Below are 21,603 nucleotides of genomic sequence, written 5' to 3' on the forward strand. Positions count from 1 at the left end.
TTCACTTTTATCAATTACTGAAGAAGGATTATCTCCATGGTCGAGATCACTTTGCTGACCGCGCTCGCCGGCGCTTTTATCGTGCTGATCATCAGCCCCGGCCCGAATTTTCTGGTCATTACTCAACTGTCCATCAGCCAGTCTCGACAACAGGGAATCTGCGCGGGATTGGGCGTTGCATCGGGCAGCATCATCTGGGCATTGCTGGCCTGTACGGGGTTGGGTCTGATGTTTCAGCAGTTGCCTTGGGCGCAACCCGCGTTGCAGTTGCTGGGGGGCGCGTACCTGATCTGGCTGGGCAGCAAAAGCCTGTGCAATGCCGGGGCGCAACCCAAGCCGCGCAACATCGGCGAGCTGGGTATTGGCAGTCTGGGCCGGGCGTATCGGTTCGGTTTGCTCACCAACATGACCAATCCCAAGGCGCTGGCGTTCTACACCAGTGTGTTCACCACTGTTTCGACACCGGGCTTGCCGATGTGGGTGCGTACCGCCGGGGTTTTGATCATTGCCGTGCTGGCCATCTCCTGGTTCGTATTGCTCGCCACGCTGTTTTCCATTCCCGCCGTGCAGGCGCGTTATCAGCGCATGAAAAAAGCCATCGACATTATTACCGGTGTGTTCATGGTCGCGTTTGGCCTGCGCTTGCTGATCGGGTTGTGGGCTTTCTGATCGTCTGATCCGGACAAGAGGCAGTTTTCCGGGTTGACCCAAATTCCGTAGGAGCTCACCGAGTTTACGAGGCCAGCGATGGCGGTGTGTCAGATAAAACGCTATCGCTGGCCCCGTAACCTCGGTGAGCTCCTACAGGTCCCGTGTTTGCTGGGCGACTGGGGCAACTCTTATTGATTTGAACAAGGATGAACACCATGCAAAGCAATGATTGGCACTACCCGACGTCGATCCGTGTGGGACCGGGGCGCGTTCGGGAATTGGCCCAGGCCTGCGAAGCCAGCGGTATCCGTCGACCACTGCTGGTGACTGACCGTTTCCTCGGCGGGACCGACATGATTCAGCGTGCGCTGGCGGACTGCCGTAAAGCGCTTGGGCTCTGCGGTCTGTTCGATCAGGTCAAAGGCAACCCGACCGGGACCAACGTCGCCGAGGGTCTGCAAGCCTACAAAGCGGGCGCCCATGATGGGGTGATTGCCTTTGGTGGCGGCTCGGCGCTGGATGCCGCCAAGGCCATCGCGTTGATGTCCGGTCAGACTCGGCCGTTGTGGGACTTTGAAGACATCGGTGAAAACCATAAGCGCGCTGACCCTGACGGCATTGCCCCGATTATCGCGTTGCCCACCACGGCCGGGACTGGCTCGGAAGTCGGTCGGGCTTCAGTGATCACTGACGAACAGGCACGGGTCAAACGCACGATTCTGCATATCCGGATGATGCCGCGCGTAGCTATTCTGGATGCCAACCTGACACTGGATTTGCCCGCCGACCTCACCGCCGCAACCGGCGTCGATGCCTTGACCCACTGCATGGAAGCGTACTGCTCGCCGGTGTATCACCCCATGGCGGAAGCCGTTGCGGTAAAGGGCATGCAGATGATCAAGCAGTTCCTGCCCCGGGCGGTCGCAGATGGCAGCGATCTTCAGGCCCGACAGGAAATGCTCGTGGCTTCCAGCCTCGGCGCAGCGGCCTTTCAGCGTGGGCTGGGGGGGGTGCATGCGATTGCTCAGACGCTGGGCGCTCTGTATGACCATCACCACGGGTTGCTCAACGCAATCCTGCTGCCCTATGTGTTGCAGGCGAATCAATCGGCGTTGGGGCCACAAATGGATGCATTGGCCGTGGCGCTGGGTTTGACCCGGCCGGGGTTCAACGGAGTGATGGAGTGGTTGTTGACGCTGCGTGAGCACATCGGTATTCCCCATACGCTTGGCGCCTTGGGTATCGACGAGCGCGACGCCGGGCTGGTGGGGCAGATGGCGTTTGCCGATGGCTGCTCGCACACCAATCCGATTCGCCATTCGGCTGAGATGTACACGCAGATCTTCTGCAATGCGGTGCGAGGCCGGTGATTGTCGATGCAGCGACCATCAAGCGCATCGACGAGGTCTGGCATGGCGTCGTTGATCAAGGCCGGATTGTCGGTGGCGTGGTGCTGCTGGCTCAGGCGGGTGAACTTCGTTACGCCTGCGCTCGGGGTTGGGCGGATCGCGAGGCGCAGAAGCCCATTACCCGGCATCAACGTTTCCGGCTGGCGTCACTGACCAAGCTGATCACTTCGGTCTGCGTTCTGCGTTTGCAGGAACATGGCGTGTTACGTATCGATGATGCGCTGACCCGCTGGTTGCCGGACTTCACGCCGAAACTGGCGGACGGCTCAGTGCCGATTATCACGTTGCGCCATCTGCTGTCCCACACGTCGGGGCTGGCCTATGGTTTTGAATTACCCCCCGGTAACCCATATGAACAGGCCGGAGTCAGCGACGGGCTGGACCTGGTTGCCTTTGATCAAGCTGAAAACCTGTGGCGGCTGGCGAGCGTCCCGTTGCTGTTCAGACCGGGCAGCGCGTGGCGGTATTCACTCGCCACCGACGTGCTGGGTGTGGTGATTCAGCGTGCGACAGGTATGACATTGCCTGAGGCCATCAGGCATTGGGTTACCGGGCCGCTGGGAATGAGCGCTACCGGATTTCACGAGGGTGATCCGCAATCCCTGGCATGTGCTTACAAGGATGACGCCCATTGGCCGGTGTTGATCAATTGCGCTGATGAGCTGCATCTGGACACCGGCAGGGCCAGCGTTTCAGCCTGTCGCAGCAGTGATCCACACGGCTGGTCTTCGGCCGGGGCCGGGATGGTCGGCAACGCCGACGACTATCTACGTTTACTGGAGTGCCTGCGACTAGGAGGTGCGCCATTATTGACCGAGGCTGCCACATCCAGCCTGTTAAGCAATGCGATCGGCGAGGTACAGATCGAGGGCAGGGGGCCGGGCTGGAAATTTGGCCTCGGCCCCATGCTGCTGACCGATCCGCTTCAGGCCCGGCAGTTACAAGGACCGGGAAGCTGGTCGTGGTGCGGGATTTACGGCTGCCATTATTGGGTGGACCCGCAAGCCGAAATCAGTCTGGTGGCGATGACCAACACTGCGGTGGCGGGCGCCTGGGGGGAATTTCCTGACGCCCTGATCGAAGCGATTTATTCGCCGTGAGCCATCAAGCCCGGGTGAACTGCTTGCGGTAGCTGCTGGGGCTGACGCCAACGATGTTGCGGAAGTGGCGACGGAACGACTCCTCGGAGCCGAACCCTGCGACATCGACGACTTCGGTCAGGCGCATGTTCGAGGACTCGAGCAACTCCTTCGCGTAGGCAATGCGTTCACCCAGCAGCCAGTCGTTGGGGGTCAGGCCGGTGCTTTCCATGAAACTGCGGTGCAGCGTTCGGGTGCTGACGGCTGCGTGATCCGCCATGTCCTTGATGCTGTGCTGGCGTTGCAGGTCGCTGCGGATCCAGTCCATCAACTTCGAGATTGGTCCTTCGCTGGCAGACACCAGCTGGCGCGAGGCGTATTGCGACTGACCGCCTTCACGATGGGGCGGGATGACCATGCGTTGCGCGACCATGTTCGCCACTTTTGCGCCGTGATCGTTACGCACCAGATGCAACATCATGTCCAGTCCCGCCGCAGAACCGGCAGCGGTAACGATCTGGCCCTGATCGACATACAGCTCGTTTGGCTGGATGGTCAGTTCCGGATACATGCTCGCCAGCAAATCGGTGTAGCGCCAATGCGTCGTGACGCGTTTGCCTTCGAGCAATCCCGCTGCAGCCAGGACAAATGCACCGGTACAGATCGAGCAGATCCGTGCGCCACGGGCATGCGCTGCCTGCAACTGGGCAATCAGCTTGGGAGGGACCTCGGATTCGACGCCGCGCCAGCCGGGCACGATGATGGTATCGGCGTTCTCCAGCAACACTTCGCCCGGTGTGGGCACGATGGTAATACCGCCTGCGGCCGTGATCTGGCCTTCATCCACCGGGAACGTAGCGAACTCATACCAGGTGACACCCAGTTCGGGTCTTTTCAAGGCGAATACTTCAACCGTGCACCCAAACTCAAAGGTGCACAGCTGGTTATAGATGAGGGCAACGACGAGATGATTTTTCATGGCACGATGTTACCGGATATTGGCATTTCCGCCAGTAGTGCGGTGCAAATGTACTGGTTAACCTGAGCCCCTGAAAACAGGCGGTTGCCTTAAACATTTGCCAGTGGTCGCCGGTGCGATCCAGGGAGTACGTTCGTGTCTATCAACATCGGTATCTACGTCTATGACGACGTCGAAGTTCTCGACTTCGCAGGTCCGTATGAAGTCTTCACCACCGCGACGCGCATGCACTTGCGCAAAAGCCGCGATGACCGGGCGTTGTTCAACGTATTTACCATCGGCCGTACAACCGACCCGATCCGCGCACGCGCAGGGCTCAAAGTCGATCCGGATTTCTCGATCAATGATCACCCTGCGATAGATTGCCTGATCGTGCCGGGCGGGGTGGTCAATGCCGAGTTGGAAAAACCTGACGTCATCAGCTGGATCAGTGCCCAGTCAGTACCGGAGCGCGTGGTGGCGGCAGTCTGCACCGGGGCCTTTCTGCTGGTCAAGACCGGCAAGCTGGCCGGTAAGCAAGTCACCACGCACTGGGAAGACATTGACGACCTTAAAGAGATGTTCCCGTCGGTCGATGTGCTGAGCACTTTGCGCTGGGTAGACGAGGGCGCTTTCGTGACCTCGGCCGGTATTTCTGCCGGTATTGACATGAGCCTGCACCTGGTGGAGCGCCTGCACAGTCGCGAGCTGGCCGAGCGCACTGCTTTGCAACTGGACTTTGACTGGACCGAAAACAACTGACGTTGTTTGTGTTGTACATCTGGCCGTGATGTCGGCCAGATGATCCCTTGCTGACGTTCGTCAACGACACCCAACACCCCGCCGTTTTTCGCAACAAGCTGGCAATACTCGCTTGTGGCACGCCACTATCGCTCTCCAACGCGCAGTCCAGAGCCTTCAACGCTTACGCTAGAGTGCAGGAAAAGATGAATACCCATTTCTTCAAAGTCGTCCAGACCGTTGCTTTCCATGGCTCGTTTTCGGAAGCTGCGGCGATTCTGGGGTGCAGCCAGTCGAATATCAGTTACGCCATTAAAGAGGTGGAGGATTACTTCAACAAACGGCTGTTCATTCGTAGCCGGGCCGGTTGCACGCTTACGCCGGAGGGCCAGGTCATCAGCCGCACGCTGGACAGTCTGCTGGCGACCCTTGAGCAACTAAAAAAAATGAGCTCGGCGGCAGTGTCGCGATTCGTTACTGCAACCACATAGACGAAACCTCCCTGACCGGGTGTATCGAGGCCATGACGCGACTGCATCCGGGTGTGCAGCTGAGTGTGGTGCAGGGGAGCGAGCAGCAGCCATCTCTGGATGTGCTGCGCAGGGAAGGCGCGGACATTCTGATTCTGCCCAGTCCGCTCCTTGATGAGCATCACATTGAGCACGTGCAGTGGTCTGACGCCTACGTGCTGGTCGCGGCCCGAAACCGTTCACTGACCCCGCGCCCTTTCCACGAGCTGTGTGAAAGTGTGCGTTATGTGTCCTGGCGGCACGCCGGGGTGGAACGGCTGCACAGCCAACTCGCCGCTGCGCAGGTACGTCTCAGCCATCGTGGGGAACTGAGCTGCGTTGCGACGTTGCTTGATCTTGTCGCGAAGGGGCAGTGCATGACGATCCTGCCCAGCCGCCTGATTCCGGACGACAGTCATTTGTACGAATGCATTCGCTTGCCAGTACAAATTGAGCGCAGCATCAGCGTGATCGCCCGGCCGGGTTCGCTGCTGTCCAATGCGGCGAATGAAGTGATTGAAGTGCTGAAAAGGCTGCCGGTGGGTGGTTAGGGCCACTCAGCCATACCGCCATTATCCAATTGAAACGCGATTCCCTATGGGAGCCGGGCTTGCCCGCGGTAAGCGTAACTTCGTTCGCCTGTAAACCGCAGTGTCCGAATCGCGGGCAAGCCCGGCTCCCACATGGGCCGTGATCGGACAATGATTGGGGACACTCCAGATATAAAATTTCCGCAAATCTTTGGCCCGACTTGTGCACTAATCTCAACGTCGTGACTCTGATACCTGTAAGCAGTTGTTACCAGCGGTCGCGGCAGAGCATGAGGCTCGCTCCAGACCGGGTAACCCCACTGGTTGGTTTCCTTTCGGACCTTATATAGGTTGGATCGCGCGATGGTACGTATCTGTGCACTATTGCTGGTGTGCCTGACTCAAAGCCTGATTTCAGTGCAGGTACTGGCTGACGAGGAGTGGAGTGTCGGCTACCACCGACTGAGCTTCCCCGATCCGCTGGATTCCCAGCCGATGCAAGCCATCGCTTTCTACCCCTCCACAGCCGCCGAACAATCGAGCACGATTCAGGGCTACACCGTTGATGCCGGTCTCGAAGCGCCGATTGCCCTTGGGCGTTTTCCCCTGGTACTGCTGTCTCACGGCAATACCGGTACGCCTCTTGCGCTGCACGATCTGGCGACCTCGCTAGCGAGACAGGGCTTCGTCGTGGTCGCTGTGGTCCATCCCGGTGATAACACCGTTGATCACAGCCGACTGGGCAGTGTCAGCAATCTGTATGGTCGGCCACTGCAAATTTCCGAAGCGATTACCACCGCGTTGCTTGATCCAACCCTGGCGCCTTATATCAGCGCTGATCAAGTGGGCGTCATTGGTTACTCGGCTGGCGGTGAAACCGCTTTGATTCTTGCCGGTGCGCAACCCGACCTTCAGCGTCTCAAGACCTATTGCAACGCGCGCCCGGACGATCGGGATGCGTGCAAGACCGGAGGCGAGTTGCTGCTCGACCGCGATGATCTGCATGCCCAGGCCGATCCAAGGGTGGGAGCGCTGATGTTGATGGCGCCGCTGACGCTGATGTTCGGCCGCCATACTCTGGCGGACGTGCATGTGCCGGTTTTGTTGTACAGCGGCGACGGGGATGAGCTGCTGGCGGTGGATCAGAATGCCGAAGCGCTAGCGCGCAAGCTGCCGCAGACCCCTGACTACAAGCTTTTGGCTGGCGCCGGGCATTTCGTGTTCATGGCGCCTTGCAGTGACGAGTTGCGCGCGACTTCACCGGTGATCTGCAATGACCGGGAGGGTGTCGACCGTGAGGATATTCATCGCAGCCTGAGTGCCGAAGCGGTGCGTTTCTTTGAGAATGCGTTGGGTATGCCTGAAGTACGCAACGGCATGCAGACGGCTCATCAGCAATAGCGCCGTCGGATAACGGGCAAAAAGTCAGCCGGTTGAAACCGTCAGCGAGCGGAGAAAGTCGGCGAAACCACCTGCTGCACGCGCTTCGAGCCGAGTGCTGGTGGTGACGCGGGGCCGGCAACTCCAGGCAATGCGTGCGCCATTCAATTCCAACTGCCGAATCAATTGCACGTCTTCATGACACGCGAGCGGCGGGAACCCGCCCGCCAATCGATAAGCTGCCGCGCTGATGCCCAGATTGGCACCGTGGACGTGGCGATGACCATCACGATGCTGATAGTGCTGTTGATAGCGAATCTGTGCTTCAAGGGGAATATCGTCCTGCCATACGCCCGGTGTGACAGTCCCGCACACCGCGTCTGCATCCAGTGCTAACTGTTCCACCAGCCAGTCTTCGGCGACGGTGCTATCGCCATCGGTGCAGGCAATCCAGCGGGCACCTTGCTCCAGCAGCAACGCCGCGCCCGCAGCCCGGGCCTGCCCAACGTTGCGTACGCTGACCTCAATAGCGTCCACAGCGTATCTCTGTGCGATTACGGCGGAACCGTCGGTGCAGCTATCCAATACCGCTAACACCACAACATGCTCACCGCCCAGGGCGGGATGCTTGCTTGCCTGCAATATGGTTTCAAGGCACTGACCGAGCAATAGCTCTTCGTTGTGGACCGGAATCAGAACGCCAATCATCGTAGATTTTCCTTTTCTGCGACTGATGTTTCATCACGGCTCCACACGTCGAGGAAAAAGTCCGCTTCGTGATGGCTGAAAATCCGTGGCATGTTCAAGCGTGCCGCAAGGATTGCGTGAACCTTTTCCGCATCCAGCGGGCAGCCTTCGATCTGTGGTCGCCAGTGGCAAGCCAGTAATTGCCCTTCATCGGTCAGAGACGCCAGGGCGTGATCAATCCAGCTATTGAGATCTTGCTCGTCCAGGTAGTAACCCAGTTCGCTCAGTACAATCAGATCAAAGCGTGCGTCCGGCCATTGCTCCGGCAGTCGCCCATGCATGACTTCTACATGGTTGAACGCCACAAGCCGCTGACGTGCCAGTTCAACCGCTGAACGGTTGGTATCGCAGACCAGCAATCGATCGCAGCGAGTCGCCAGGTCGGCACTGAGCTCGCCATTGGCGCAGCCTGGCTCGAACGCCGACACGTAACGTTCACGGGGCAGGGCGGCGAGGGTCAGCGCGCGCTTGCGGCGCTCATACCAGCGCTTCTTGAACGCCCATGGATCATCGCTTTTTTGAAAAAGCTGTTCGAAGTAGCTGTCATCGACGCTCACAGAAAAACCACCTCGAAAGGTTGCATCAAGCGCTCCAGCACATCCGGGGCCAATACCGGCGGCAGACCGATCTTGGGATCACCGGCCAGTTGGCTGGCAAAAGCATGAGCGGCGTGGCGTTTGCGGGCGATGGTGGACGGATCAAGCGCAATCTTGCGGGCGCGCTCCCAAGGTATCCGGTCATCTTCTGGAGACGCCCAGTGCCACGCCCAGACGGGCACTTCATGCAAGCGCGCCCCTGCGGCGCTGGCGGCTCGGGCGCTGGCGCGGCCGACTGCTTCGTGGTCACTGTGGCCGTCGTTTGCCCATGTTGTGAACACCACATCATCTGGCTGCAGGTAGCGGGTAATGAAGCTGGTGAGTTGATCTTCCTGCTCGGCGACAGTCGTGTCCTCAAAGCCGCCACGTATCCATTTCAGCGCATGCATGGGCAGATCCAGCCGGCGCAAGGCCTCAGCGCTTTCCTGAGGACGGATAACGCTCAGACGTTCCGCTGGCCAGTCGGCAGAGCCCGGATGGCTGGCACTGCCGTCGGTAACCGAGATCAGCTTTAGCGGCCGACCGAGTTGCGTCAGTTGATACATCAACCCGCCGCAGCCAAGGACTTCATCGTCCGGGTGAGGAGCGATGATTACGGCGCGGGAGTTGACCGGAACCAGTTCTTCGACACTGATCGACGATATTGCGGCCAGTTTTTTCGAACCGTTCCAGGCCTGCAGCGAGGTGCCGCTGCCGACGATGGGGTTATTGTCAGTCATAGTTGCCACATCCGTGATGGCGTGATTGCAGCCTTTTGGGCTGTCAGATCACCCAGTGCTGCCAGGTCGCGCTCTGCATGACTCTGGCGCAGGAATACCGGGAGGTCAGCGATCAGCCGGGCGAAATGCGCATCCTTGCAATAAGGGCCTGCGCCCAAGGCACGGCCCACATGCAGAATCACTTGCTCGGCATTGTGTTCAATTACCGCCCGACTACGACGCGCTAACACCTGCGTGTCGGCGCTCGGGGTCTGGTCTATTTGCCGGGCTGCGTGTTGCAGGGCAGCCCAGGAGCTATGCATTGCCACATCAACCGCGCCCAGATGGGCGAGGGTGTGCGGCTCTTGTGTTTTCGATGCCTGTTGCACCAGGCGCTGGGCCAAAGCCCGGGAAGCGCCATACCAGCAGGCGGCGATACCGATCCCGCCCTGCCAGAAGCCGGGTCTGGCCAAATAGTCGCCGGGTTTACCAATCGCCACGCCTTGAGCGCGGTCGAAGACTACTTCAACACTGCCAGTGGCGCCCATGCCCACGGCGCGCCAACCTTCCTGAGTAATGCTGACGCCGGGCTGCCCGAGAGCGACGGCGACCAACTGTTGCTGGCCGTCTTCGTCCCACGCGGTCATCAACGCATGGCTGAGGACCGCAGCACCCGAACACCAGGCTTTACGCCCGTTGATTTGCAGGTAGTCGCCTTTGCGCTGCACGTTGACCCGTGCCTGTGGCGGCTCAGCCGCCCACATACCCCAGCTGGTTCCTGTTTCGGGGGCGTTGACGCCCAGCTCATGGATGATGGCCAACGCATCGGTATGGCCTTCATACAATTTGCACAAACCCAGATCATGCCCCGCAACACAGGCCAGTCCCTGCCAACGTTCAAGTATCTGACCGCTGGCAGGAAAGGGAAGCTGGTCCAGCCCTTCGTCGATCAGCGCCTGCAAGCACTCTCCCAACGCACGCGTATCGGCGTAGCCGTGCTTGCGCCAGTCGAGAAACTCACTCAGCGCCTGACTCATGGCTGCACATCATGTTGCAGTTCGAACAACAGCAGCGAACGAGCGGTGACGGTGTAGTGATCACCAAAGCCGAATTGCTCACTGGCCTTCATGTCTGGCTGATTCGTGTCGATCAGGCAGGTCCAGTGTTCACCTTCAGGCACTTGCGGCAGCGTGAAGTTAACGCCGTCGTGGTGCGAGTTGACCACCAGCAGCAAGGTCGCGTCGGCGCCAGGTCGACGAATCCCTGTCTCTTGAGCGCGGCCGTCCATCAGCATGCCGAGGCAGCGAGCGTGGGCGTCTTCCCACTGTTCGATGCCCATCTCGTTGCCATCCGGCGACAGCCAGGTGACATCCTTGACGCCGATTTCTTCGTTGTAATCGCCGACCAGGAAGCGACTCCGGCGCAGGATCGGGTAAGTCATACGGAGCTTGATCAGGCGCTTAACGAATTTGAGCAGCGATTTGCCGTCTTCATCCAGATCCCAGTTCACCCAGCCAATCTCGCTGTCCTGGCAGTAGGCGTTGTTATTGCCATGCTGGGTGCGTGCAAACTCATCACCCGCGACCACCATTGGAGTCCCTTGCGCCAGCAGCAGGGTGGCGAAGAAGTTACGCATCTGGCGCAAGCGCAGCGCGTTGATTTCCGGGTCGTCGGTCGGACCTTCGACGCCATGGTTCCAGGACAGGTTGTTGTTGCTGCCGTCCTGGTTGTTTTCGTCGTTGGCCTCGTTGTGCTTGTCGTTGTAGGAGACAAGGTCATGCAAGGTGAAACCGTCATGCGCGGTGATGAAGTTCACCGACGCTTGAGGCCTGCGACCACGCTGGTTAAACATGTTGCCCGACGCCGTCATGCGCCCGGCGAAGTCTGCCAGCTGGCCTTCATCGCCTTTCCAGAACGCACGCACGGTGTCGCGGAACTTGTCGTTCCACTCCATCCAGCCCGGTGGGAAACCACCCACCTGATAGCCGCCGGGACCGCAATCCCAAGGCTCGGCGATCAGTTTCACCTGACGCAGCACGGGGTCTTGACGGCAGGCCACCAGGAAGCTGTGACGCTCGTCAAAACCATCGTGGTAGCGGCCGAGAATGGTCGCCAGGTCAAAGCGGAAACCATCAACGTGCATTTCCGTGGCCCAATAGCGCAGCGAATCTGTGACCATTTGCAAGACGCAAGGGTGACTCAGATCGAGGGTGTTCCCAGTGCCTGAATCGTTGATGTAGAAACGTTTGTCGTCCGGCATCAGGCGGTAGTACGAGGCGTTGTCGATCCCGCGCATGGACAGGGTCGGGCCCAACTCGTTGCCTTCAGCAGTGTGGTTGTAAACCACGTCGAGGATCACTTCCAGCCCGGCATGGTGCATGTGCGCAACCATTTCCTTGAACTCGGCGATCTTGCCGTGAGCGAGGTACCGTGGATCAGGGGCAAAGAACGCAATGCTGTTGTAGCCCCAATAGTTGGTCATGCCTTTCTGCAACAGATGCTGGTCGTTGACGAAAGCGTGAATCGGCAACAGCTCAACGGAGGTCACGCCCAGCTTGCGGATGTGATCGATCACGTCAGCAACCATCATTCCCGAGAAGGTGCCTTTGAGTTCGTCCGGTACGGACGGGTGACGCATGGTGAAACCGCGAGTGTGGGTTTCATACAAAATGGTCTTGTCCCACGGCACGCTGACGCGCTGATCACGACCCCAGGTATAGGCCGGGTCGATGACCTTGCTTTTCGGCACGAATGGCGCGCTGTCACGCTCGTCAAAGCTCAGGTCGCCGTCCGGGTGGCCGATGGTGTAGCCAAACAGTGCTTCGGACCATTTCAGTTCACCAACCAGTTGCTTGGCGTACGGGTCGATCAACAGTTTGTTGTGGTTGAAGCGATGACCATTTTTTGGGTCATAAGGGCCGTAGACGCGGTAGCCATAAATCAGCCCTGGGTGGGCGTCAGGCAAGTAGCCGTGATAAATCTCGTCGGTGTATTCCGGCAACTCGATGCGTTCAAGTTCAACTTCGCCAGTGGAGTCGAACAGGCAGAGCTCAACTTTGGTGGCGTTGGCCGAGAAAATAGCGAAGTTGACACCCAGGCCATCCCAGCTGGCACCGAGTGGGAAGGGCAGGCCTTCACGAATTCGCGATACGCTGGCTTCGACTTGATCGGCCTTGGCGGATGCACCTTTTGGACTGTCTTTCTTTGCGTTTTTGGACTGCGTGTTCATTGTGCGTTCCTGACGGCTAATGTTTTTTCGGGGCGGCCGAAACCGCGGTCGAAGCAAGAGCGCTTCAACAAGTCGAAGTAAAGTCTGGGTTACCGCAGGTCACGATGGGTGAGAAGGTGATCCCTGCGGTACTGAATTGAAGCGGCGCCCTGGAGGAATCAAGGCGCTGAAGGTTTTACTGCTTTTTTTGCGGCAGGCTTTGCAGCAGGTTTTGCTGCGGGCTTGGCGGCTGGTTTTGCAGGCTGCTCGGCCTGAGTAGCCGCTGGCGCTGGTTTGCTTTTCACCGGTGCAGGTTTGCTGGCCGGTTTGGCGGCAGGCGATTTGGCGGCCGGTTTAGGCGCTGCCTTCGGTGCAGATTTTGCCGCAGCAGGCTTGGCTTTATCGGCTGCCGGTTTTGCGTCGACCTTCGGCAACTTTGGCTTGGTAGCCTTGCGTGCGGTTGACTTGTCCGGCGCCAGGGCTTCGGCTTCAGCCAGCTTGCGAGCCATTTCCCAATGGCGTGCATCCTGGCCCGAAGGTTTCCCCTCTGATTCCCATATCTGATACGCAAACTCGCGAATTCGCTTTTCGTCGGCACTCATCTCGACACTCCCAGGTTTTACTTAGTCTGAATAAGCAGGTTTACAGAAAATTCCTCGAGTGCTGCGCTGAGCAGCAACTCCTTGTCTGTTGTGACTACGGCGTCTGAAAAAAGTCCCTTCCAGTTTCGACTGGCATCCGCGAACGGTATAACGACCCGCGTATCTCCCCAATTTGCCGCATTGATGAATGGAGTTTGGGCAGTGCCCAATAGTTCATTGCTCAGGCGTGGCACAACAACGATAGCCTGTTCTTCGCCGAGAACACGGGCGAATGCCACGACGTGCTCAGCCTGGCTACCCAGCACCTGCAGCGGCACATAATCACCCTGACTGAACAGCTCGGAGTGTGTGGCCCGCAGGTTCAGCACTTGATGGATCAGTGCTTGCTTGATCCGTCCGTTTTGCCAGGACCCCAGCAGATCACTCACGGTGGACGCCTGACTTAAAGCGTCCTTTCGATCTGCGTAATCCACGGGACGGCGGTTATCTGGATCGACGAGGCTGAAGTCCCAATACTCGGTGCCCTGATACAAATCAGGAACGCCGGGTGCAGTCATGCGAAGCAAGGTTTGCGCCAGACTGTTTAATGCTCCACTGGTGGCAATGCGGTTGGCGGTGGCCCCTAGCGACTGACGCAAAGCGAGCCCCTGCGGGCTGAGCAAGATGTTCTGCAGGAACTCCCGACACGCGCGTTCATAGGGCTCGTTGGCTGCGCTCCAGCTGCTTTGCAGCTTGGCTTCACGCAGAGCTTTTTCTTGCCATTTGACGAGGCGCTCTGAGTAGTTTTCGAACTCATCGTCCTGTATGTCCAGCGGCCAGCTGCCGAGCATGGCTTGATACAGCATCAGCTCGTCGCCCGGGCTGATGGCGTTTTCTTCGCCTTTAAGGGGGATGGCCAACTGGCGCCACCGCTCAACCTGTTCGGCATACCAATCTGCACACTCACTGAGCACCGCCAGCCGGGTGCGCGTGTCTTCGCCCCGCTTGTGATCGTGGGTTGCCGTGGTCAACAGGTTTTCAGGGAAGGCTTGGCTACGAGCAACGCAAGCAGCGTGGAAATCCACTACCGGCGCGCTGAAGTGCTGCGGATGAAAGCCGACGTCGTTACGCGACAGCAACACGGCGCTGCGGTAGAACGAGGTGTCTTCCACTGACTTGGCAGCCACCGGGGAGGTGAGTTGCTGGAAGCGCACGCAGGCGTTTTTGTTCAGCTTGCGTTGCTTGCCCCGAGGCAGCTTGCGCCACGAATCACCGCCGAGCCAGCGCTGCAGATAATCCAGCACTGGCCAATCGGCTTCGCTCAACATCGTGCGTGCGCCTTGCATGGCCTGCTGGAAGAAACGCTCATCTTCGGCCGAGCGACCGCATACGCTGATATAGGTCCGGTAAATCGGGAAGTTCACCACCAGCGCGAGCAAGGACCGGCGAATCGCACCCAGGGTCAGGTCGCGGCTCATCAAGTCACTGCGCGCCACTTGCAGCAAGGACTGAGCGACGTTTTCAAAGTCACCCGCCAGCGTGCCGTGCAGCACCAGATCCCGCGCTTCAAGGACCTCCTGATCAAAGTCGGCAGTACGTTCGCTGATGCGGCTCCAGAGTTCGGCCAGAGGCTCCTGACCTTTTGGATCATGCTGCAACAGCGAGACCTGATTCATGAACTCGTAGCCGGTGGTGCCGTCGACACCCCAGTCTTCACGCAGCGATTCATCCGGGCCGAGGATCTTTTCCACGAAGATCGGCAAATGCGTCAGCTCAGTGCCTGCGGGACGTGCCGCGAGGAGGCCGTTGACCCTGCGGCGCAATTTGCGGCAATAGCCACGCGGGTCAGCCAGACCGTCAATGTGGTCAATACGCAAGCCATCCACCAGGCCTTCGCTGATCAATTCGAATATCTTGCCGTGGGTGGCTTCGAACACATTGGGGCGTTCAACCCGCAAGCCGCCCAACTCGTTGATGTCGAAAAAGCGCCGCCAGTTGATGTCGTCACCCGCTGTACGCCAGCTGGCCAGACGGTAGTGTTGTGCTTCCAGTAAGCGGTGCAGACGATCAAAGCCTTCAGGTGTGGTTGAGTCGTAGCGCTGCATAGCCAGGTCAATGGCCTTGGCCACAGATTTGTCCTTGACCAGTTCAACCAGCTCGGCGCGGGCTTGTCTGGCCCGCTCCCATGCCTGAGGGAATTGATCCAGCGCGGCAAAGCGCTTGCTCAGTTCATCCAGCAGCGGGTTGTCGTCGGATTCAAGCAATGGCCCGTAGGTGCCAGGGTTGATCGGGAAATGATGCTGATAATGCTCGATGTAGAACACACCGTGCCCCGGATCGAAGCGCAGCGGGATTTCGCCGGCTTGCAGCACAGTGCCGTAATCGGTGCTCAGAAACGGCAGCAGCAGTTGCCCTTTGAGCAACGGGTCCGGGGAGTGCCACTGAATGTCGAAGAAGTCTGCATACGGGCTGCGACGCCCCCATTCGAGCAGATCAAGCCACCAAGGATTGTCGTTACCGCCCACAGCCATGTGATTGGATACGATGTCCAGAATCAGCCCCATGCCTTGCTCACGCAGGGCGCTGACCAGACGACGCAGCGCCGGTTCGCCACCGAGTTCCGGGTTGATCACGCGCGGGTCGACCACGTCATACCCGTGCATTGAGCCAGCCCGCGCCTTGAGCAGCGGGGAGGCGTAGATATGGCTGATACCCAGGCTGGCGAAGTAGGGCACCAGTGCCACCGCGTCGTCCAGGGTGAAGTCTTTATGAAATTGCAGGCGCTGTGTGGCTCGCAGGCTTTGCAGTGACCGACTCATTGATCACGCTCCGCAGCTTGCAGGCGAGCCTGAGACAGCAACTCGACGCGTCGCGCGATTGCTGCATGGTCCATCAGATTTGCGCTCTGCCCTGGGATACGCCGCCGCCAGTTGGGGTGCTGCGGAGTGTCGCCTGGCAAGTTGAACTGTTCGGTGAGGCCCATGGCGTCTTCCATTGGTAGCAGCACCAGAGGCGCTCGTGTATGGCCGATATAGCGGATGCTGGCGTCAATCATCTGTTCATCTTGCGGTAAACCGTCGCTGAAGTTAGTCGAGTTCTGGCTCAGCACCTGGTGCAGTCCTTCACGTTCACGATGACGCTCCTGGCGCCAGTGTTCGGCCTGTTGTTGGTCAACCATGCCCAGGCGTAAATTCCAGGCTATATCGTTTTCTGCAAGCCAGCCGGCCAAGGTCGGCAGGTCGTGGGTGCTGGTGGTCGCCAATGCCTGATCTGACCAGTCGAGGATCGGCTTGAACTGCGCGTTGTTTTGCTCGAAGAGCAGTACGCGCATGCCGAGAATTGCCCGGGCGGCGAGCTTCTCGTGCAGACCGGGAGGCACCGTGCCCAAGTCTTCACCGAGAACAATCGCTTTGTGTCGCCACGATTCCAGACTCAACAGACGGAGCATGTCGTCCAACGGGTAATTAAGGTACGCGCCCTCGCTGGCTGGTGAGCCCAGCGGTACAACCCAGAGGCGCTGCAGCCCCATGACATGGTCGATGCGCAAACCGCCCGCATGGGCGAAGTTAGCGCGTAACATTTCGATGAAGGCGCGGAAGCCGTTGCGCTTCAGGCCTTCAGGGGAAAATGCAGAAATGCCCCAACTTTGCCCGGCACGGTTGAGAATATCCGGCGGCGCGCCAACGCTGAGCGCTGACAACAATTCATCCTGACGACTCCAGGCCTGACTGCCCGCGCCATCGGCACCCACGGCGAGGTCGGCAATCAGACCGACGCTCATGCCGCTGCTGCGGGCCGCGATCTGCGCGCGCTCCAGACCACGGGCCATCAACCATTGGGTGAAGGCATAGAAGCCGATCTGCTCGCTGTGATTAGCGGCAAAGCGGGCGATGGCTTCGCTGCGTGGATTCTTGAACTCTTCTGGCCATTCATGCCAGTTGTCGCTCATGCCCAGACGGGGGCATTCGTCACGGATTGCTTCAAAGCGGCAGTGGTTTTCCAACGCTTCACCGCCGCTGTGACGGAAGCTGTTGAAGTCCTCATGCAATGGATGATCGCTGCCGCTGAAGGCGTCATACAGCTTGCGCAGCACTTTCCATTTCGCACCGGCTGCGGCTGGCCAGTCAATCAGTGGTAATTCTTCAAGGCGTTTGAGTTCGTCGCCAAGCCCGGATTCCTCAACAGCCATCCGCAACGCACGTTCACCCAGAATCGTACCCGGCGAACAGTACAGGCTATTAAGAAACAAGCGGCTGGAGGGCGAGTAAGGACTGTAGCGATGAGGATCATTGGCGAACATGGCGTGGACAGGGCTGATCGCCAGTGCGTTTGCACCGCGTTCTCCCGCTGCGCGAGCGAGGCTTTCCAGCGCCTGGGTATCACCAAAGCCACCATCACCCTCACGGCGCAGTCCGTAGAGTTGAACGGTCAGCCCCCAGGCGCGGGGAACCCGGCTGTCGGTTGCCATAGCCAGACTGAAGCAGGTCGCTGGCGCCACGGCGATTGTCAGATGCTGACCGGCGATGTTCAGTTGCTGGTAACCCACTGGCGCGAGACCGGGCAGGGCGGCATTGGCAGTCAGATTGGCGTCGATGGTCGCGCCGTCTTCCAGATGCAACACAAAGGGCGTGCCGGGACTGAACCAGGCACTCAGATCCAGGTTGCTGCCATGTTCCACGGTCAATAGTGGTGGCGGAACAGCTTGATGATGGGCGTTTCTCAATTGCTGCAGGCTGCTATCGATCTGCAAATTGTCATCGGCCGGGAAGCCCAGGCAACCGAGCACTTTGCTCAGTACTTCAGGACTGACTCTCTGTGCCCGGCCGTTGGCATCGATCCAGTCGACTGACAAGCCCGCTTCAGTCGCCAGATTCTCTAATTGCTCATTGCTCATCCTGTTCCTCCAGAACATCGGTTGCTATCAGGCTGACAATGGCCGTGTAAGGATTGAGGATGCCTCGTCGGGAAAGTTCTGCCGCATGTGGCAGGGTTTCGAAAACAACTCTGCCGCCTTTCCATTCCGGAGCGGTAACAGCGTGTTCGCTCAGATTGAGATCGATGCGCAACAGTGCGCCATCGCCCATCCTCCAGCGTGCTGACACAGCTCCCTCGCTCAGCACGTCTGCGCCCAGAGCATGGCTGCCAGGCAAGCGCGGTACGATGTGCTGGTGACGCAGGGCTAGCAGTTGTCGATAGAGCTCAAGCCAGCTGCGGTGGTCGCTGCCCTTGTCGGTTTCCAGATACACCGCGTCAAACGCTGGCCTGGAAGCTTCGAAGGTCGCCGGGTCGTTGGGGTCAGGGATATGTTCGCGCTTTTCTTCATCGGCAAAGGCTGCGAAGTCGGCGAACTCACTGCGTCGGCCTTCACGCACCGCGTCGGCCAATTCACCATGGTGATCGGTGAAGAACAGAAACGGCTCGCTGGCGGCCCATTCATCACCCATGAACATCAGCGGGATCATCGGCGAGAGCAGCCACAATGCGGTCGCTGCCCGTAACGCCGGGCCGTGACAGATCTGCGGCAAGCGCTCACCAAAGGCCCGGTTGCCGATCTGGTCATGGTTCTGCAGGAACAAGACGAAAGCGCTCGGCGGCAGATGGCTGCTGGATTCGCCACGTGTGTGGCCGTGCCGGGTTGCTTCGCCCTGATACACGAAACCCTGACTCAGCAAGCGTGCGAGCTTATGAGTGGCCTGATGGGCAAAGTCCGAGTAATACGCGTCCGATTCGCCCGTCAACAACACGTGCAACGTGTTATGGCCGTCGTCATTCCATTGCGCGTCGTAGCCTTGTTCCAGCAGGCTGGCCTGGTTGAACTCGTTTTCCAGATTCAGCCAGACATGGCGCGGTGCGTCGATCTGCTCACGAACCTTCTGAGCGAATTCCTTCAGGAAAGTGTCGTCGTTGATGGCGTGTACAGCGTCCATCCGCAACCCGTCGAATCGATACTCCAGCAACCACATCAGGGCATTGTCGATAAAGAAATCACGAACTTCTCGACGCCGGAAGTCGATTGCGTCTCCCCAAGGAGTCTTCACGTCGCTGCGGAAGAATCCTTTGGCGTAGCGTCCGAGGTAATTCCCGTCGGGACCGAAGTGGTTGTAGACCACGTCGAGAATTACCATCAGGCCGTAGCCGTGGGCGGTATCAATGAGATGTTTAAGCTGTTCTGGCGTGCCGTATGAGGACTGCGGAGCGTAAGGCAACACGCCGTCGTAGCCCCAGTTGCGTTCGCCGGGGAATTGCGCGATGGGCATCAACTCAATGGCTGTCACCCCAAGTCCGGCCAGACGCTCCAGATGAGCCTCGACCCCGGCATAGCCGCCCAATGCCCCGACGTGCAGCTCGTAGATGACTGCTTCGTGCCAGGGACGGCCTTGCCAGCCGGTGTTTTGCCACTCATAGGCAAGTGGATCAACCACCATGCTATGGCCGTGGACGTCAGTGGATTGAGCACGTGAGGCGGGGTCGGGGACTTCAATCTCCCCATCGATGTTGTAGCGGTAGCGAGTGCCCGCCGGGCAGCGGGCCTCAAGAATGAACCAACCTTCGTTTTGAGGGAGCATGGCCAGAGACTGGCCATCCTCAAGTTCAACACTGACGTAGTAGGCGTCGGGTGCCCAGAGGGCAAACCGCGTATAGCCAGAATCCAGCAAGATGGCGCCGTGGCGCCAGCTCTCGTCCGTACGCAGAGGCATCCATAAACCCCTTGATCAATAGTGAAGTGCAGCACCCACGTTCTTTTTCAGCAAATCCTGATAGAGCTCTGCGTAAGGCTCTACCGCTTGATGCCAGTTGAATGGAGCTGCCATGGCCCGGCAACGCATTGCGTTGAGCAGTGCAGGATTGGAGAACACGTTGAACGCGCGGTTCAATGCTTCTGTGTAGCTTTCGACCGTTGACTCGTCGAACAGAAAACCGGTTACGCCGTCTTCGATGGTGTCAGCCAGGCCGCCTGTGTTGCGGGCAACGGGCAACGAACCGAAACGCTGGGCGTACATCTGGCTCAGTCCGCAAGGTTCGTAGCGTGATGGCATCAGCAAAAAGTCGCTGCCGGCAAACATGCGTCGGGCATCAGTCTCATTGAAACCGATACGTACACCAATTCTGCCCGGGAAGCGTTCTGCCAGGGCGCGCATGGCGTCCTCTTCTTCAGGCTCGCCCCGACCAATGATTGCGATCTGGCCGCCGTTGTTGACGATGTGCTCTGCAACACCAATGGTCAGATCCAGACCTTTTTGGTAGACCAGGCGCGAAACCACGGCGAACAGCGGCCCAGTGGACGGATCCAGCTCGAAGAGTTCACGCACGTGGTCGGCGTTGATTTCCTTGCGCTGCCATTCATTGGGCGCGAAGTGGCAAATCAAGTGCTCGTCGGTCGCCGCATCCCAGCTGGCATCGATGCCGTTCGGGATACCACTGAGCTGCCCACGGTTGGCTTTGTGCTGCAGGAAACCTTCCAGGCCGCAACCGAACTCAGGCGTGGTGATTTCTTTGGCATAGGTCGCGCTGACCGTGGTGATGTGGCTGGCGTAGGCCATGCCGGCCTTGATAAAGGAGAGCTTGCCGTAAAACTCCATACCGTCGGAACTCAGCGCCTCATCCGGGATACCCAGTTCGCGACTGGATGCGGTGCTGACGGTGCCTTGATAAGCCAGGTTATGAATGGTGAAGATGGTTGGCGTGGTCTGACCGCGCCATTTCATGTAGGCCGGGGCCAGGCCTGCAGGCCAGTCATGGGCGTGAACCAGCTCAGGACACCATTGGGTTTTCACGGCGCCAGCTGCAAATTCGGCAGCAGCCAGACCCAGTCGGGCGAAACGAATATGGTTATCGGACCAGTCACGGCCCTGGTTGTCTGCGTAGGGAGTGCCTTCGCGCTCGTACAATTCCGGGCAAATCAGCACATAGATGACCAGACCGTCTTTCATGTCCATTCGGCCGATCTTGCACGGAGGTAGTGCAGCATGTCCGCCCAACTGGCTGATCACATGGATCGGGTTACCACTGTTGAGGACTTGCGGGTAGCCGGGAATCAGCACACGGACGTCGTGCAGGTGGCGCATGGCTCGCGGCAGCGCGGCAGAAACATCACCCAACCCCCCGGTTTTTACCAGGTCAGCCAGTTCCGAAGTGACAAACAAGACTTTGCGCCTGTTGCTCGACACGATGGTTGGCTGCGTAACAGCAGGCAATTGCAGCAGTGGAACGCTCGTCGTAGCGAAAACCGGCAGATGAGTCAGCTCGCTGGCCGGCTGGTTAAAACTCTCTCCCTTCTGGGTTTTGACAGCGGCGCTAATCATCGATTTCTCCCATTCAATACAGTGTCGGTACTGCATTAGATTTGTTATTGGCCATGTCCTATGGCCAGGCACACATGCGCTACGCAAGATCAGTACCCATTTACTGTTTGCGTTATTCACGGACAGACAGGTAGCGCCAAAATGCGGGCTCAGCCATCAGCATAGGCGCTCTTATGAGATGACCTGTGCGCGCAACGGAAAGTTTCGACTTTT

Annotated in this window: 18 protein-coding genes; 7 read left to right on the forward strand and 11 right to left on the reverse strand. The window is 58.9% G+C overall.

Annotation, left to right across the window (positions count from 1 at the left end; genetic code table 11):
- The first annotated feature begins 36 nt into the window (after nt 1–36).
- From AUC60_RS00695 to AUC60_RS00705, 3 genes are all read left to right on the forward strand, one after another.
- Nucleotides 37–669 (forward strand): LysE family transporter, encoded by a 633-nt coding sequence (locus AUC60_RS00695; protein WP_087264019.1) that lies wholly within the window; start codon nt 37–39, stop codon nt 667–669.
- A gap of 197 nt (nt 670–866) precedes the next feature.
- A complete protein-coding gene (locus AUC60_RS00700) occupies nt 867–2,021 on the forward strand; it encodes an iron-containing alcohol dehydrogenase (RefSeq protein ID WP_087264021.1) in 1,155 nt (384 codons plus the stop codon).
- The gene (locus AUC60_RS00705; protein ID WP_087264023.1) at nt 2,018–3,160 is read left to right on the forward strand and encodes a serine hydrolase domain-containing protein; all 1,143 of its coding nucleotides are present in this window, start codon (nt 2,018–2,020) and stop codon (nt 3,158–3,160) included. The genes AUC60_RS00700 and AUC60_RS00705 overlap by 4 nt, the downstream gene beginning before the upstream one ends.
- Nucleotides 3,161–3,164: 4 nt before the next feature.
- Here AUC60_RS00705 and ftrA read toward each other — a convergent pair whose 3' ends face one another.
- Complete coding sequence (gene ftrA, locus AUC60_RS00710) at nt 3,165–4,118, reverse strand: transcriptional regulator FtrA (RefSeq protein WP_087264025.1); 954 nt, start codon at nt 4,116–4,118, stop codon at nt 3,165–3,167.
- A 135-nt stretch (nt 4,119–4,253) separates the two neighbouring features.
- Between ftrA and AUC60_RS00715 the strand changes: the two genes are divergently transcribed.
- The 4 genes from AUC60_RS00715 to AUC60_RS00730 all read left to right on the forward strand — a co-directional run bounded on the left by AUC60_RS00715 (nt 4,254) and on the right by AUC60_RS00730 (nt 7,278).
- The gene (locus AUC60_RS00715; RefSeq protein WP_087264027.1) at nt 4,254–4,859 is read left to right on the forward strand and encodes a DJ-1/PfpI family protein; all 606 of its coding nucleotides are present in this window, start codon (nt 4,254–4,256) and stop codon (nt 4,857–4,859) included.
- Between the two features lie 185 nt (nt 4,860–5,044).
- Nucleotides 5,045–5,329, forward strand: coding sequence for a LysR family transcriptional regulator (locus AUC60_RS00720; protein WP_087264029.1), 285 nt, complete (start codon nt 5,045–5,047; stop codon nt 5,327–5,329).
- Nucleotides 5,330–5,340: 11 nt separating this feature from the next.
- Nucleotides 5,341–5,898 (forward strand): substrate-binding domain-containing protein, encoded by a 558-nt coding sequence (locus AUC60_RS00725; protein WP_238599500.1) that lies wholly within the window; start codon nt 5,341–5,343, stop codon nt 5,896–5,898.
- Nucleotides 5,899–6,240: 342 nt separating this feature from the next.
- The gene (locus AUC60_RS00730) at nt 6,241–7,278 is read left to right on the forward strand and encodes an alpha/beta hydrolase family protein (RefSeq protein ID WP_087264033.1); all 1,038 of its coding nucleotides are present in this window, start codon (nt 6,241–6,243) and stop codon (nt 7,276–7,278) included.
- Nucleotides 7,279–7,302: 24 nt separating this feature from the next.
- On the opposite strand, the gene AUC60_RS00735 is transcribed toward AUC60_RS00730, so the two are convergent.
- The 10 genes from AUC60_RS00735 to glgA all read right to left on the reverse strand — a co-directional run bounded on the left by AUC60_RS00735 (nt 7,303) and on the right by glgA (nt 21,390).
- Nucleotides 7,303–7,965, reverse strand: a complete 663-nt coding sequence (locus tag AUC60_RS00735; RefSeq protein WP_087264035.1) for a glycosyltransferase family 2 protein — start codon at nt 7,963–7,965, stop codon at nt 7,303–7,305.
- On the reverse strand, nt 7,962–8,561 hold the full coding sequence (locus AUC60_RS00740; protein WP_087264037.1) for an SAM-dependent methyltransferase: 600 nt from the start codon (nt 8,559–8,561) through the stop codon (nt 7,962–7,964). Before AUC60_RS00740 ends, AUC60_RS00735 begins: the two co-directional genes overlap by 4 nt.
- Nucleotides 8,558–9,319: a PIG-L deacetylase family protein gene (locus AUC60_RS00745; RefSeq protein WP_087264039.1), complete on the reverse strand. Its 762-nt coding sequence runs from the start codon at nt 9,317–9,319 to the stop codon at nt 8,558–8,560. The genes AUC60_RS00740 and AUC60_RS00745 overlap by 4 nt, the downstream gene beginning before the upstream one ends.
- On the reverse strand, nt 9,316–10,335 hold the full coding sequence (locus tag AUC60_RS00750; RefSeq protein WP_087264041.1) for an acyl-CoA dehydrogenase family protein: 1,020 nt from the start codon (nt 10,333–10,335) through the stop codon (nt 9,316–9,318). Before AUC60_RS00750 ends, AUC60_RS00745 begins: the two co-directional genes overlap by 4 nt.
- Complete coding sequence (gene glgX / locus AUC60_RS00755) at nt 10,332–12,527, reverse strand: glycogen debranching protein GlgX (protein WP_087264043.1); 2,196 nt, start codon at nt 12,525–12,527, stop codon at nt 10,332–10,334. Before glgX ends, AUC60_RS00750 begins: the two co-directional genes overlap by 4 nt.
- Nucleotides 12,528–12,685: 158 nt before the next feature.
- The gene (locus AUC60_RS00760) at nt 12,686–13,108 is read right to left on the reverse strand and encodes a DUF2934 domain-containing protein (protein ID WP_087264045.1); all 423 of its coding nucleotides are present in this window, start codon (nt 13,106–13,108) and stop codon (nt 12,686–12,688) included.
- Nucleotides 13,109–13,125: 17 nt separating this feature from the next.
- Complete coding sequence (locus AUC60_RS00765) at nt 13,126–15,906, reverse strand: malto-oligosyltrehalose synthase (protein ID WP_087264048.1); 2,781 nt, start codon at nt 15,904–15,906, stop codon at nt 13,126–13,128.
- Nucleotides 15,903–17,981, reverse strand: coding sequence for a 4-alpha-glucanotransferase (gene malQ, locus AUC60_RS00770; RefSeq protein ID WP_087264050.1), 2,079 nt, complete (start codon nt 17,979–17,981; stop codon nt 15,903–15,905). Before malQ ends, AUC60_RS00765 begins: the two co-directional genes overlap by 4 nt.
- The gene (gene treZ / locus AUC60_RS00775; protein ID WP_087264052.1) at nt 17,971–19,785 is read right to left on the reverse strand and encodes a malto-oligosyltrehalose trehalohydrolase; all 1,815 of its coding nucleotides are present in this window, start codon (nt 19,783–19,785) and stop codon (nt 17,971–17,973) included. Before treZ ends, malQ begins: the two co-directional genes overlap by 11 nt.
- Before the next feature lie 15 nt (nt 19,786–19,800).
- Nucleotides 19,801–21,390: a glycogen synthase GlgA gene (gene glgA, locus AUC60_RS00780; RefSeq protein ID WP_087264053.1), complete on the reverse strand. Its 1,590-nt coding sequence runs from the start codon at nt 21,388–21,390 to the stop codon at nt 19,801–19,803.
- Between the last annotated feature and the right edge of the window lie 213 nt (nt 21,391–21,603).

It is taken from the genome of Pseudomonas caspiana (assembly GCF_002158995.1).
GTDB lineage: Bacteria > Pseudomonadota > Gammaproteobacteria > Pseudomonadales > Pseudomonadaceae > Aquipseudomonas > Aquipseudomonas caspiana.

Excerpts from the sequence above, each read along its gene's own strand:
- AUC60_RS00695 (WP_087264019.1), top strand. The coding sequence starts at position 37 with ATGGTCGAGATCACTTTGCTGACCGCGCTCGCCGGCGCTTTTATCGTG.
- AUC60_RS00700 (WP_087264021.1), top strand. The coding sequence starts at position 867 with ATGCAAAGCAATGATTGGCACTACCCGACGTCGATCCGTGTGGGACCG.
- ftrA (WP_087264025.1), bottom strand. The coding sequence starts at position 4,118 with ATGAAAAATCATCTCGTCGTTGCCCTCATCTATAACCAGCTGTGCACC.
- AUC60_RS00720 (WP_087264029.1), top strand. The coding sequence starts at position 5,045 with ATGAATACCCATTTCTTCAAAGTCGTCCAGACCGTTGCTTTCCATGGC.
- AUC60_RS00730 (WP_087264033.1), top strand. The coding sequence starts at position 6,241 with ATGGTACGTATCTGTGCACTATTGCTGGTGTGCCTGACTCAAAGCCTG.
- AUC60_RS00735 (WP_087264035.1), bottom strand. The coding sequence starts at position 7,965 with ATGATTGGCGTTCTGATTCCGGTCCACAACGAAGAGCTATTGCTCGGT.
- AUC60_RS00745 (WP_087264039.1), bottom strand. The coding sequence starts at position 9,319 with ATGACTGACAATAACCCCATCGTCGGCAGCGGCACCTCGCTGCAGGCC.
- AUC60_RS00750 (WP_087264041.1), bottom strand. The coding sequence starts at position 10,335 with ATGAGTCAGGCGCTGAGTGAGTTTCTCGACTGGCGCAAGCACGGCTAC.
- glgX (WP_087264043.1), bottom strand. The coding sequence starts at position 12,527 with ATGAACACGCAGTCCAAAAACGCAAAGAAAGACAGTCCAAAAGGTGCA.
- AUC60_RS00760 (WP_087264045.1), bottom strand. The coding sequence starts at position 13,108 with ATGAGTGCCGACGAAAAGCGAATTCGCGAGTTTGCGTATCAGATATGG.
- AUC60_RS00765 (WP_087264048.1), bottom strand. The coding sequence starts at position 15,906 with ATGAGTCGGTCACTGCAAAGCCTGCGAGCCACACAGCGCCTGCAATTT.
- malQ (WP_087264050.1), bottom strand. The coding sequence starts at position 17,981 with ATGAGCAATGAGCAATTAGAGAATCTGGCGACTGAAGCGGGCTTGTCA.
- treZ (WP_087264052.1), bottom strand. The coding sequence starts at position 19,785 with ATGCCTCTGCGTACGGACGAGAGCTGGCGCCACGGCGCCATCTTGCTG.
- glgA (WP_087264053.1), bottom strand. The coding sequence starts at position 21,390 with ATGATTAGCGCCGCTGTCAAAACCCAGAAGGGAGAGAGTTTTAACCAG.